Here is a 12,085-nt window from a genome sequence, read left to right as displayed (position 1 = left end):
AGACCGCGATGGTTGGGGGCCCGTGGCTGGGGCCGTGTTTGCGGCCCGTGCGGTGCCGGTCTTAGCCCGCTGACGGTTTGGCGGACAGGGCTGGCAGCACATGGTCCGTCAGCAGCGGGGCGAGGTCGCCGGGCAGCTCGGCTGCGAGGTCCAGCCAGCGGATCTCGGCGATTTCCGCCGACGGCCGGGCGCTCCACACCCCGGGGGCTGTGAAGACGGTGGCCTCAATCTGGGTGGCCGCCTCGTTGGCGGCGTCCGCCAGCCAGCAGCCCAGCAGGTCCAGCCGGTCCGGGGCCAGCACGATCCCGACTTCTTCCTGGAGCTCACGGGCCGCCGCCTTGGCAGGCGTTTCGCCCGGCTCGGGTTTGCCGCCGGGATGCATGAACTTGTCCGTGCCCCGTTTGCGGACGGTCAGGAGGCGTCCGGAGCGATCGAAGACGCAGACGGCAGAAACGACTATGCGCGGGTTCACTCCGCCCGCCTTGCGTCCGAAGCAGCCTCTAGTGCTGCATCGAGTAGTGCACCGAGTACTGCATCGTGCGATGCGCCGGGTGCCGGGCCTGGTCCTGCTTCCAGCCGGTGCAGGACGGAATCCAGCAGCTGGTCCTTGGCGGGTCCGGTCACGTCCCACCGGTAGCCGCATTCGTCCGGCCCGAGGAACCTGTACGTCACGCGGTACGTGTCAGGATCGCACCAGTGCTCGTCTCGGTTGGCTTGCCCGGCGAAGCCCATGCGGTGGAACGGCCGGCCGTCCGGGAAATACACGTCCAGGACATCGGGCGTGTCCGCCGGCCGCAACAGGTACTCCCGGCTCGCCGGCCCGGTGAACGGCGCGCCGCCCACGGATGCCCCGCCCAAGGATGCCCAGCGCACGGTGCCCTCTTCACGCCACAACAGACCGCCGTCGTCGTGCGCAGTAAAGCGGACGACGCCGGTGAAGGTTCCGCTGGTCCCGGTGCTGCGGTCCAGCAGGGTGCGGGCGACGGACCAGGAGCCGCGCAGGTAGGCGCGGAGGTCAAAGCCCGGGCCCGTGTCCGGGGTTTCGTCCGGGGCAGGAATGTTCAAGTGCCCTCGATTGGAATCGAACCAACGACACCGGCTTTAGGAGAGCCGTGCTCTATCCACTGAGCTACGAGGGCGGGCATCCGCGTGCGGGCGGCCAGGGGCCGGTCCGGTCGGACACGGATATAAGCATACAAGGTGAGCGCGCGTACTACGCTCTTGGCATGACTGCAGGAACCACCGAGCTTTCCACCGGAGCCCTCTACTACCCGGATGTGGCCGCCACCCGGTTTTACGTCGGGGCCCTGGCGAAGCTGAGCGTGCTGCAGTATTTCGTGGCGGAGGCGGCTGTGATCGGCGCCTGGGCGGGAGCGGAACCATACAGCCGCCGCACCGGCTACATCAGCGACCTCGGAGCCCTGGCGTGCGGGGAATTCGACGGCCGGGACGTCTGCTCGCCCGCGCATCTGCTGATGAACGCGTCCTTTGTGGTCCAGGGCCTCGGCATGGTGGTCGGCGCCCTCCTGCTCGGCTCGGCGCTTATGTGCTGTGCCGCGCGGCCCGGCGTGCCAATCAGGCAGGGCCGGGCGCGCTGGGGCGCGGGGGTGGTGGCAGCGGCCGCCGCCCGGCTCCTGACCGGCACCGCCGGGGCAGGAACGATCATCGTGGGACTGGTGCCAGAAGACACGGGATCGGGCTGGCATGTGGCCGGCGCCCTGATGTACTTCGCGGCCGGGGCCCTGGCGCTCATGGTCCTCGGCTTGCTTTGGCTGCGGCAGACGCCGCTCGGATGGTTCGTCCTGGCCTGCGGCGCCGTGTCCCTGGCGGCGCTCATTGCGGGCGGGCTGACGGGCATGCACGTGCCGGAACCAGGCACCCTGGAGCGGCTCATGGGCTACCCCATAACGCTTGGCATCGCCGCAGCCGGCCTCGTCGTCGCCCAGCGGATCCAGCACGAACGCGCAGTACGCAAGCTCGCGCGGGCCCAGGCCCGCTGAGTCCGGCCCCCAGGCCCCGGGCCCGGGGCCTGACGGGGCGTCCCCGGGCCCGCCCTGGGCCCGACGCGCGTCAGCAGGCCCGCTGGCGCAGGCCCGCCGACGTTTGCCGAATGGAACCGGGGCCGTTACGGAGCCGGCGCGGATGCCGTCGCGCTGGGAGCAGGTGCAGCAGTCGCCGTCGCCTTGGCCATGATCTTCATGAGTTCCTCGTCCCGCAGCTTGGACCACGGCGACTCCGGCGATCCCTGCAGCGCAGCCTCGGGGCTGTCGGTTTGGGTCCACCATTTTGCTTCGAAGACCCGGCCTTCGAACAGCACCCGGTCGCCCTTGCGATAGACCTTGGCCGGCTGCCACGCCGGGGCCGTCCCGGCCGGTGCCGTCAGCTGCGGCGTCGGCCTGTCTGCGGCCAGGACCGGACCAATGATGCGCCAGGGAGTCGCGGTGCCTTGGAGTACGGGATCATCCGGGGTGTCGGCGCGGGTCCACCATTTGGCCTCGTACACGTTTGAATGCCACACGATCCGCTCGCCAGCGGCGTAGGCGGTGTTCTCTGACCACACCGGATACGGGCTGGTGGAGGGGTTGTCGCTGACGGCCGGGGCCGGGGTCTGGGCAGGCGCAGCGGCCGGGGCCGCCGACGAGCTGGCCATGACGCCCGCGCCGAGGATCGAGGCGAAGGATGAGCTCCCCTGATCCACGCCGCTGCAGCCATCGGAGACCTTCGTGAGGTCGGGGAAGTTCTGGCTGCAGGTGCGGTCACGGTTCAGGGACCACATGGAAAGCCGGCCGATTCCGTGGGCGCTTGTGTACGCGCTGAGCTCCTGCGCGTCCTTGAGTGTGAAAATTTCGCCGGCGACGTCGTTCTGGCCGATCATCGGCGTCAGGCCGACCTTGCGCCATACGGTTTCGCTGCCGAGTTCGCTGCCGGCCGCCTGGTACAAACCGGTCAACTGCCGGTGAGTGGCTTCCGCGGCGGACGCCGCGTTCTCAAACATGGACCGGCCCGGCAACTTGCTCCCGCCGTAGTCCATGGTCATGGCGTTCACTCCGGCGAGGTCGACGCCTGCGGCAATCATCCGCTTCACGGCGTCCGTGCCCGCCGCCGTGAGGCCGTTGGGATCCGCCGGCAGGGTCAGCCAGACACTCAGGGACTTGCCGTCGCGCTGGCGGTCCTTCTGGAGCGCGGCGACGGCGGTGGACCGCCGTTCCAGGGCTGCCGCGTTGGAAAGGGCCTCGCCTTCCACGTCCAGATCGATGTTGCTGACGTTGTAGCGGTCGACGACGGTGCCGTAGGCCGCCTTCAGCTTGGCAGGATCTGTGCAGCTCACGGCCAGTTCCTGGTTGGTCAGACCGCCGAAGGACACGGCCACGGAGCCGCCGAGTTGCTGAAGGCGTGCCACGCGCCGGTCCAAGTCCAGCGAGGACGCGGCCTCGGGGAGCGAGTAGGCGGCGCCCCAGGAAGGCGCGCACGGATCGTTGGGGTCGGCGACAACGAAGGAGAGCACGACGTTTTGGGCTTCCTTGGAGACCGGGGCCTCGAAGGCGTACCGCGGGGTGGCCGTGACGTCCACATATCCGGAGAAAACGGACGGAATGGCCTCGGCCGCCCTTACATCCTGGAAGTTGCCCCACGCAACCACGCCACTGGCGCCGGCAGCCGCCACGGCGCCAATGAGCGCGCCCAGCCGGACTGGCGATAGTTTGCGGCCTGGGAATCGTTCGGACACAGGGCCCCCTTGTGCGTCTTTAGTTGGACAGCCGGGCATACGCCCGCTGCCGGTATAAGCCTGTGTAATTTCCGGGGTGTCTGATGTCCGGCAAGCGTCTGACCTTGCATTATCATAAGGGCACTCACCGGAACATTCCGGTGCGGCGTGCGGGTTTTGCCGTAGGCGCGCGCCAATCTGCCGACTTTGCAGTCTTATGGGGACTAATGCCAGATCAGCTTGTCTTGCCGCGCGTAGAAGCGGAAAGCGTTATCACCGAACAAAAGGGTGCGGTCCGGCGCCGTCAATGGGGGGCCGAGCGGCGTTCCGAGCCGCTGTCCATTGTTCATCCGAGACCGTCGCGGCGCAAAATAATCCTTGGCCGGTTGGGAATTCTCACGACGCTGGCCGCCTGGATAACCTACGTCATTTCGACAATTTTGAAAGAGCTCGCTGACAACCCCAATGCTGGATTCAGGTTTCAGTTTGAGACGGTTTCCTATCTTGTCGTCGTAACATTCCTGACGTTTTCTGCCCTCATGTATCTCCTGGCCCGGCAGGGGGCCCTTTATCGGTTCCGCGACCACGCCAGGGTGCCGCGCGGCGAGCTGGACCGGCACTTCGCCGAGTATGCCGAGGGCATCACGGTGTTGGTGCCCTCGTATGCGGAAGAACCCCAGGTGGTGCGAGCCACGCTGTGGTCCGCGGCTCTGCAAGAGTTCCCGGATCTCAAAGTGGTCCTGCTCCTCGATGACCCGCCGCACCCCTCGGATCTCGGCGATGCGGCCCGGCTGGACAAAACCCGTGCGTTGACCGCGGAGATTGCCGAAGCGCTCCGCGTCCCGGCCGCCCGTTTCAATACTGCCCTTGCCGATTTCCGGCGCCGGGACAAGTCGGACGGACCCGGCCAGGAGGCCGAGGTGGCTCTGCTGATCGCCGAATACGAGGCAGCCGCCGCATGGCTTGAATCGATGGCCGCCGGCGAAACAGTCGAGGACCACGTCGACGAATTCTTTGTCGACCTCGTCCTGATGGGCCTGGCCCGCGAGCTGAGGCTCGTGCTCCTGGGGCTGAACGGCGCACTGGCCCAGCAGACCTCGCCGCCACGCTCGCGGATCGAAGAGCTGTACCTCCGGCTGACCTGGATCTTCAACGTCTCCACCGAAACGTTCGAACGCAAGAAGTACGCCAGCCTGTCACACGAGGCGAACAAGGCCATGAACCTCAACGCCTACATTTCGCTGATGGGCCACACCTGGCACAAGGAAACCACCGCCGACGGCGTGGTCCTGCGCAAGGTGGCGGACGGCGTCGTTCCTGCCACGGACGGCGAGATCATGGAGGTCCGTGACACGACCTATCTGTTGACGCTCGACGCCGATTCGCTGCTTCTGCGCGACTACTGCCTCCGGCTGGTCTACTTCCTGGAATCGGCCGGGAACGAGCGCGTCGCGGTGACCCAGACGCCGTATTCTTCGTTCCGCGGCGCCCCCACCCGCATCGAGCGGGTCGCCGGAGCCACCACCGACCTCCAGCACATCCTCCACCAGGGCATGAGCTACTACGGTGCGACCTTCTGGGTGGGCGCCAACGCCGTCATCCGCAAGCGCGCCCTGGAGGACATCGTGGAGGTGGAGACCACTGGCGGCTTCGAGATCCGGACCTACATCCAGGACCGGACCGTCATCGAGGACACCGAGTCCAGCATCGACCTCGGCCAGCACGGCTGGACCCTGGTGAACTATCCGGAACGGCTCAGCTACAGCGCCACGCCCCCGGACTTCGGCTCCCTCGTGGTCCAGCGCCGGCGCTGGGCAAATGGCGGCCTGCTGATCCTGCCCAAGCTGTGGGTCCAGCTCCGGCAGCACAGGTCCGAGCGCCGCGCGATCCTGTTCCGCGAGGTGCTGCTCCGGGTGAACTACATGGCGTCCATCGCTTGGGCAAGCTTCGGCCTCGTCTTCCTCCTGGCATACCCCTACGACAGCCGGCTGCTGAGCCCGATCGTGTTCCTCGCGGCCTTGCCGTACTTCCTCGCCATGGGCAGCGACCTGCGCGACTGCGGGCACCGCTTCAGCGACATCCTCCGGATCTACGGCTTCAACCTCGTGCTGCTGCCGGTCAACCTGGCGGGCGTGCTGAAGTCGCTGCAACAGGCAGTTACCGGTGACAAGATTCCCTTCGCCCGCACGCCCAAGGTCAAGGACCGCACCGCGGCCCCGGCAATCTACGTCCTCACGCCGTACGCGATCGTCGCCTTCTCGTTGCTGACCGTCTGGCGCGACGCGCAAGTGGGGAACTGGGGCAACGTGGCCTTCGCCACCGTCAACGCCGTCCTGGCCGCGGGCGCGATCCGGGCCTACATCGGCGTCTTCAACTCCGCTGTGGATGTCTTCCTCGGGATGGTTAACTGGCTATATGTCAGTCCCCGGCCCAAGAAAGTGCAGGAGAGCCCAGTGATTGCCAAGACTGCAGAGGAAGTCGACTGGGAAACGATTCTCTATCACGGCGACCGACGGCTGAACCGTGACCTCCGGGGCTCCGCGGACCGCCGCCGTCGGATTGCGGTCCGATGACGCTCGAGGCCCTGGCCGGGCCGGACGAACGGCTGCCGGAGGGCCGGCTGTCGGACCAGGCAGCCGGCGCGGCGTTGCCGGAGAAGGCAGCCGGCGCGGCGGCTGGCACCGCAGCGGGCGCCGTTGCCGGCGCCGTCCTGGGGGCGGCGGCCGCGGCAGCGGCCCGGGCGATCGACGGGGCCTTCGCGGATGGCCTCGCCAGCCGTGCCATCGGCGTCCGGATGATCGACGGCGGAATCATCGAGGTCCTGCTGCCCGCCAACCAGGAGATCGAGGGTCCAGAGGCGCGCATCGCGGGTGAAACCGTGCGTTCCCTCGCCGCTGGACGGCGGATGCCGGTGCTCTTGGTGATCACCGGCGTCGTCGGTGTCAGCATGGAGGCGCGGCAGGTCTACAGCGGTTCCATCGCGGCGTCAGCGTTCGCGCTGGTAGGCGAGAGCCCGGTGGACCGGGTCATTGCCCACTATCTGCTGCGATCCAGAAGCGAGACGATCCCCGCGCAGTTCTTCACCTCAGAGTCCGCGGCCGTCGAATGGCTAAGGCAGCATATCCGTGAAGAATGAGGCGCCGGACCCCAGGCTGCACGCCCTCGTGGAAGGCATCGTGCGGATCGCCGGGGGCGATCTGAGCACCAGGATCCCGCATTCCGGGGCGCGGGACGACGTCGCCGCCGTCATTGCCGGCATCAACCTGATGGCCGATGACCTGCAGACCATCTATCAGGAGCTGGAGGACCGGGTCGAAAGCCGCACCGCCATGCTGCGAGCGGCGCAGGTGGAACTCGAACGCATGGCGCTCACCGACCCCCTGACTCAACTCGCCAACCGGACGGCGCTGAACTCGGTCCTGAGCCATGCCCTGGCGGAGTCCTCGCGCGGCGAGATGCCGCCGGCACTGCTGATCCTCGATCTCGATTCCTTCAAGGGCATTAACGACACCCTGGGGCACAGCGCCGGCGACGACGTCCTGCGGGTCATCGCACGCCGGCTCCAGAACGCCGTCCGCGAAACCGATACGGTGGCGCGCCTCGGCGGCGACGAATTCGCCGTCATGCTGCCGAAGTCCAATCTGGTCCGGGCACGGAGGGTGGCGAACAGGATCCTCACGGCGCTCAGCGAGAGCCTCGACGTCGGGGACCTGAAAATCACCTGCGGAACGAGCATCGGCCTGCGGATCGCGGAACCCGGCCAGTCCGTTGACGATCTGGTCATGGAGGCCGACACGGCGATGTACGCGGCCAAGGCACAGCCGCACAGCAGCATCAAAGTCTTCGAACCAGCCCTGCTGTACGCCCGCCGGCTGCAGAGCGTCATGATTACGGAAATGCGCGAAGCCATCCTGCAGGACCAGCTGACCCTGCACTACCAGCCGGTGGTGGACCTCGCCTCGGGCCGGGTCGAGGGCGTCGAGGCGCTGGTCCGTTGGAACCACCCGGAGCGTGGTCTTCTGATGCCGGACCAGTTCATTCCCCTGGCCGAGGAAACCGGCATGATCGTTGACCTGGGCCATTGGGTGCTGCGCAACGCCGTGCGTCAATTGCGCAAATGGCAGCAGGAACAGCAGGTGGACGGCACGTTCAACGTCCGCGTCAACATCTCCACCACCGAGCTTCAAAATCTCGAACTGATCGAACACGTGCGCGACATTCTCAGGGAAACCGGTGTGGATGCATCAAACCTGATCGTGGAGCTGACGGAGTCCATGGCCGTCAACGGCGGGGACGTGGACCAGTATTCGCTCAACGGCCTGCGGCGCCTCGGCGTGCAGCTCGAGATCGATGACTTCGGGACTGGCTATTCCTCCATCAGCTACCTGCGCAAGCTGCCCGTGAACGTGGTCAAGATCGACCGGAGCCTGATCAGCGGCCTGGGCGACGATAAGGAACAGCGGGACTTCGTGGCCGCCGTGCTGCATCTGATCCACGCCTGCGGTCTCAAGGCGCTGGCCGAGGGCATCGAGACGGCCGAGCAGGCCGACGTGCTCCGGGAGATGGGCTGCGGCAGTGGCCAGGGCTATTATTTCGGCCGGCCGGCCCCGGCGGCGGAGATTATGGCGTTGATCGGCCGGGGCAAATTCGGTTCTTAGTGCCGGCTCTTGATGTTTTATTTTCGGAAGTAAGAAAACGACGGCGGGTGTCGGAACCAATTCCGACACCCGCCGCCTGTCAATGGAGTCTCCGTTACTTCTTGATGGAGTCCGGCCACCAGCCGATAGCGGCGACCGTGCTCTGTCCGGAGGTGTCAGCTGCAGCAGAGATCGCTGCGGAGGCAGACAGACCAGCGGCGGCCAGCGCACCGGCGACGAGGAGTGTTGCAAGGGTCTTCTTCATTAGGACTCCTGATACGTAAGAGGCTGATGTGACTCATGTGACATGTGGTGCAGATTTAGTATAGGGCCAAACGACACGCCGTTGTATAACGATTCGTTCCGCTATGAATGGTTTCGTGTTATTCGCGCGAAGCTGCGGAAGTCCTGAGTGAATATTGCGCAGGTCTTGCTTGCGCGGTTTGTTCGTTTCCGCTCCCGCGGCAACGGATAATTGAGACATGCAACAAAGCTCCGTTTCACCCTCGTACGCCGCTGCAGAGCTGCAGGCGCGCGAACACCGGTCCAACCACGACTTCCGCGAGGCCGCGAATGCCGCACAGGCGGCGGCAGACATTGCCAGTGCCGAAGGTGATTCGACTTCGTGGTGGCACATGACGTTGTTCCGGGCCGAGAGCCTCATTGCCGCCGGAGACATTGAAGCCTGTGCTGAACTTGCCGGCACGTTGATTGCGGAACCCCAGGACGGGAACCGGCAGCTCCAGGCTCAGGTGCACATCCTCCTGGCCCTGACCCGCCGGGGCATGGGTCTGCTCGAAGAGGCTGCCGACGAGGCCAGAATCGCAGCGGACCTCATGAACGGCGAGGACGACGTCGAGATCGCAGTCAAAGCCCGCCAGGCGCTCATCGCCGCTCTCGCCGACAGCGGAAGGCTGGACGAGGCATGGGCGGAAAGCCTCATTATGGCCGATGTCATTTCGGGCGAAGTCGATGACCAATTGGTGGGCAAAGCGTACTGGGTCATCGGTAATGTCGCGTTTCTTTGCAGCAAAGTTGCCGAGGGGCTGCATTATCACGAGCTCGCGGCCGGCACCTTTTCACCGGCTCGAAACCTCAATGTATGGGCCAAATTCAACAAGGCCTCCGCCGCCATGCGGCTCGCCGCCGACGTTGCGGATGCGGACACGCTGCGCTGTATTGAACGTGCGGAACTCGCCACCGACGTCATTGGCGGCACCGAAGAAGATCACATATTGCTCAAACTGAACCGCGGCCACTGGAATTTCCTGGCGGGGGATCAGAAATCGGCGGTCGATACTCTTGATGAGATTTTCCCGGTCCCCGAAAAGACGTCGCCGCAAATACTGGGCGAGGCGTATCTCCTTCTGGGCCGCTCCCACGCCGCCTTGGGAAACTCGGCCGAGGCCAGGAACTCTCTGCTGGAGGCCGCCGACCAGTTTGAAAAGGCAGGTGCCCCGCAGCGTGCGGAGCAGGCCCTTGAATTCCTAACGGACGTGCCCTGACCCTCCGCTGGCGTGGACATGCCCTTCGCTGGCGTTAAGGACTGGACATGCCCCTCGCACGGGTGGGTGGCGGTGCCCAGTCTGGGGTTGAGGTGGGGCCGCCCTACCTTTGGCGTCAGGGACTGGACATGCCCCTCGCCCGCGTGGATGGACCTGCGCTCCGCAGGCGGTCAGGACTGGACATGCCCCTCGCACGGCCGGGTGCGAGGGAGGAATCCAACGCCTGCGACTAAGGCTGGACATGTCCCGCGGCAGGTGAAGCCGCGGCGGCCTTGCGACCTAGGAGGACGGCCGCACCGCCGGCGACGAGGCTCAGTGCCAGGAGTGCCCAGCCGGCCACGGTCAGCATGGATGCCAGGGCGACCTGGCCGCCGTCGAGGGTGCTGGCGGACATCATTGCATCGATCACCGTGTTGCCCCACAGCCTGACCGCCGCGAAGAGCAGTGGCAGCGACCACAGTGCCCAGCGCAGGGATTTCCGGGCCACATTGGTTCCGATGAGCAGCAGCCAGGTGAAGCCAAAGATCAGCGGAAAGAGCATGCCGGCCGTCTTGTGGACGTAGTTAAGCTGGCCCTTGGCGTCGGCGTCCATGGCCGCGCGCAACTGCTCCGCGAATCCCTGGTCGAAGCCCCCGACCAACGAGTCCGGCATTGGCAGCCCGCCCGACAACTGCGTCAGCTGGTTGAGGGTGAGCAGGTGCAGATACCAGAACAGGAACAAGCTGGCCACGACGCCGGCGATCACAATCAGATTGCTGTTGCTCTGTGCCTTCTGCGGTGTCCGGTTGGTGCTCGGATTGATCACCGGGGGGAGGTGGTGTTGGGGAACCGCCGCGTTAGCGCCGTGCTTTTTGATCCGCTGCGCGGGTGTCTTGGCCATGGCTCCATTATCGCCCGACAGGCAAGGCCGCCCTGCACAACCTCCCACACGGCCGCCGGGCACTGCCAGCGTGCACCGGCTGTTCAGTGCCAGCGGGCGCCGATAGTCTGAGACGCGTGACCGAACTAGGAAAACACCGGCTTGGCCGGCATAGCACCGCAGATCTCGACCCGTCGCTGGACGACTACCAACTGGCTGAGGCCCTGGTCCGTGAGGCCGGCACGCTCGCGCTGTTGATGCGGCAGGCGGGGCTTGAAGGCAAGCAGAAGACCTCGGTCTCGGACGTGGTCACGGCCGCCGACCACGCCGCCGAGTCCTACGTGCTCGAACAACTGCGGCGCTGCCGGCCCGGTGACTCCGTTCTGGGCGAAGAGGGCGCCTCCGTGGCGGGCAGCAGCGGCCGGACCTGGGTCATTGATCCCGTCGACGGGACGTTCAACTTCCTGCATGGATCCACGTACTGGTGTTCGGCCATTGCCCTGAAGGATTCCTCCGGTGCAGGGCTCGGCGCCATCTTCCAGCCGGAGGAGGACAAACTCTGGCTCGGCGGGACGTCGCGGGCGGCAACGCTCAATGGCGAAAAACTGGTCTCGTTCCTCCCCGGCGCATCCGCAGGCACGGGGCGCTCTGACACGCCGCTGTCTGAACTCGGCGCGGCAACATACATCCACCCGACCTGGCTTGCCGATCCAATGTGCGCCATGCCGTGGCACGCAGCAGCGACGTCGGCGGCCTCGCTTCGAATGTTCGGGTCCGGCTCCTGCGACCTCGGCCGGGTGGCGGATGGTGAACTCGGCTGCTGGTTCCAGCACAGTTGCCCTGAATGGGACTGGCTGCCCGGCAAGGCGATCGTGGAGGCTGCCGGCGGCGCCACCGACGTCGTGCGCGTCAACGGACTCAACTGGTTCATCGCGGGAGGCGCGACGGCGGTGCGGCAGTTGCGCGCCGCGCTCAGTTCCGGCGCCGTCGGCTAGATTTCTCGCCGCTGGACGTGGCGGGAGGGGGCGTGCTCATTCTTTGCTGCCATCTCCTTGGAACACGCTCATTCCTTGCTGTCAGGGCCGGGCATAAGGGGATTATGTCCACTGGGTTCAGGCAATGGAGGGCATGCTCATTCCCCAGGGACGTCTCGGTGGGACATGCTCATTCTTCGCTGCCATCTCCTTGGGACATGCTCATTCTTTGCTGTCAGGGCCGTGCATAAGCGGATTATGTCCACTGGGTTCGGGCAAGCGAGGGCATGCTCGTCCCGCCAAACACTGCCCGCAGGACATGCTCATTCCCCAGCCAAGTCTCCGTGGGACATGCTCATTCTTTGCTGTCAGGGCCGGGCATTAGGGAATTATGTCCACTTGGT

General features: G+C 66.0%; 11 protein-coding genes and 1 tRNA gene. 6 read left to right on the top strand and 6 right to left on the bottom strand.

The window, feature by feature from the left end:
- Nucleotides 1-61: 61 nt before the first annotated feature.
- The 3 genes from ACFRJ8_RS18445 to ACFRJ8_RS18435 all read right to left on the bottom strand — a co-directional run bounded on the left by ACFRJ8_RS18445 (nt 62) and on the right by ACFRJ8_RS18435 (nt 1,139).
- Nucleotides 62-472: an NUDIX domain-containing protein gene (locus ACFRJ8_RS18445; RefSeq protein WP_377987697.1), complete on the bottom strand. Its 411-nt coding sequence runs from the start codon at nt 470-472 to the stop codon at nt 62-64.
- A complete protein-coding gene (locus tag ACFRJ8_RS18440; RefSeq protein ID WP_377987695.1) occupies nt 469-1,065 on the bottom strand; it encodes a DUF6314 family protein in 597 nt (198 codons plus the stop codon). Before ACFRJ8_RS18440 ends, ACFRJ8_RS18445 begins: the two co-directional genes overlap by 4 nt.
- 1 nt (nt 1,066) lies before the next feature.
- Nucleotides 1,067-1,139 (bottom strand) — tRNA-Arg (locus ACFRJ8_RS18435).
- Nucleotides 1,140-1,226: 87 nt separating this feature from the next.
- Here ACFRJ8_RS18435 and ACFRJ8_RS18430 point away from each other — a divergent pair.
- Nucleotides 1,227-2,000 carry a DUF998 domain-containing protein gene (locus ACFRJ8_RS18430; protein ID WP_377987693.1) on the top strand — a complete coding sequence of 258 codons (774 nt, stop codon included), beginning with the start codon at nt 1,227-1,229 and terminating at the stop codon, nt 1,998-2,000.
- A gap of 125 nt (nt 2,001-2,125) precedes the next feature.
- Here ACFRJ8_RS18430 and ACFRJ8_RS18425 read toward each other — a convergent pair whose 3' ends face one another.
- Nucleotides 2,126-3,727, bottom strand: a complete 1,602-nt coding sequence (locus tag ACFRJ8_RS18425) for a chitinase (RefSeq protein WP_377987692.1) — start codon at nt 3,725-3,727, stop codon at nt 2,126-2,128.
- Nucleotides 3,728-3,933: 206 nt separating this feature from the next.
- On the opposite strand from ACFRJ8_RS18425, the gene ACFRJ8_RS18420 reads away from it, so the two are divergent.
- Genes ACFRJ8_RS18420 through ACFRJ8_RS18410 form a run of 3 tightly spaced genes read left to right on the top strand, consistent with a single transcriptional unit; the run spans nt 3,934 to nt 8,364 of the window.
- Nucleotides 3,934-6,279 carry a glycosyltransferase family 2 protein gene (locus tag ACFRJ8_RS18420; protein ID WP_377987691.1) on the top strand — a complete coding sequence of 782 codons (2,346 nt, stop codon included), beginning with the start codon at nt 3,934-3,936 and terminating at the stop codon, nt 6,277-6,279.
- Nucleotides 6,276-6,842 carry a hypothetical protein gene (locus ACFRJ8_RS18415; RefSeq protein ID WP_377987689.1) on the top strand — a complete coding sequence of 189 codons (567 nt, stop codon included), beginning with the start codon at nt 6,276-6,278 and terminating at the stop codon, nt 6,840-6,842. The genes ACFRJ8_RS18420 and ACFRJ8_RS18415 overlap by 4 nt, the downstream gene beginning before the upstream one ends.
- Entirely contained in the window at nt 6,832-8,364 is a 1,533-nt protein-coding gene (locus ACFRJ8_RS18410; protein ID WP_377987688.1) for a putative bifunctional diguanylate cyclase/phosphodiesterase, read from the top strand. Before ACFRJ8_RS18415 ends, ACFRJ8_RS18410 begins: the two co-directional genes overlap by 11 nt.
- Before the next feature lie 94 nt (nt 8,365-8,458).
- Here ACFRJ8_RS18410 and ACFRJ8_RS18405 read toward each other — a convergent pair whose 3' ends face one another.
- Entirely contained in the window at nt 8,459-8,608 is a 150-nt protein-coding gene (locus ACFRJ8_RS18405) for a hypothetical protein (protein ID WP_377987686.1), read from the bottom strand.
- A gap of 217 nt (nt 8,609-8,825) precedes the next feature.
- Here ACFRJ8_RS18405 and ACFRJ8_RS18400 point away from each other — a divergent pair, with 217 nt between their 5' ends.
- Nucleotides 8,826-9,848: a tol-pal system YbgF family protein gene (locus tag ACFRJ8_RS18400; protein WP_377987685.1), complete on the top strand. Its 1,023-nt coding sequence runs from the start codon at nt 8,826-8,828 to the stop codon at nt 9,846-9,848.
- A 229-nt stretch (nt 9,849-10,077) separates the two neighbouring features.
- Here ACFRJ8_RS18400 and ACFRJ8_RS18395 read toward each other — a convergent pair whose 3' ends face one another.
- Complete coding sequence (locus ACFRJ8_RS18395) at nt 10,078-10,728, bottom strand: hypothetical protein (protein ID WP_377987683.1); 651 nt, start codon at nt 10,726-10,728, stop codon at nt 10,078-10,080.
- Between the two features lie 116 nt (nt 10,729-10,844).
- Here ACFRJ8_RS18395 and ACFRJ8_RS18390 point away from each other — a divergent pair, with 116 nt between their 5' ends.
- Entirely contained in the window at nt 10,845-11,702 is an 858-nt protein-coding gene (locus ACFRJ8_RS18390) for an inositol monophosphatase family protein (RefSeq protein ID WP_377987682.1), read from the top strand.
- The last annotated feature ends 383 nt before the right edge of the window (nt 11,703-12,085 follow it).

The organism is Arthrobacter sp. NPDC056886, from assembly GCF_042788715.1.
In the GTDB taxonomy this organism is placed as follows: Bacteria; Actinomycetota; Actinomycetes; order Actinomycetales; family Micrococcaceae; genus Arthrobacter.
Note: the sequence above shows the minus strand (reverse complement) of the source record. Positions and strands in the feature narration are given on the sequence as shown.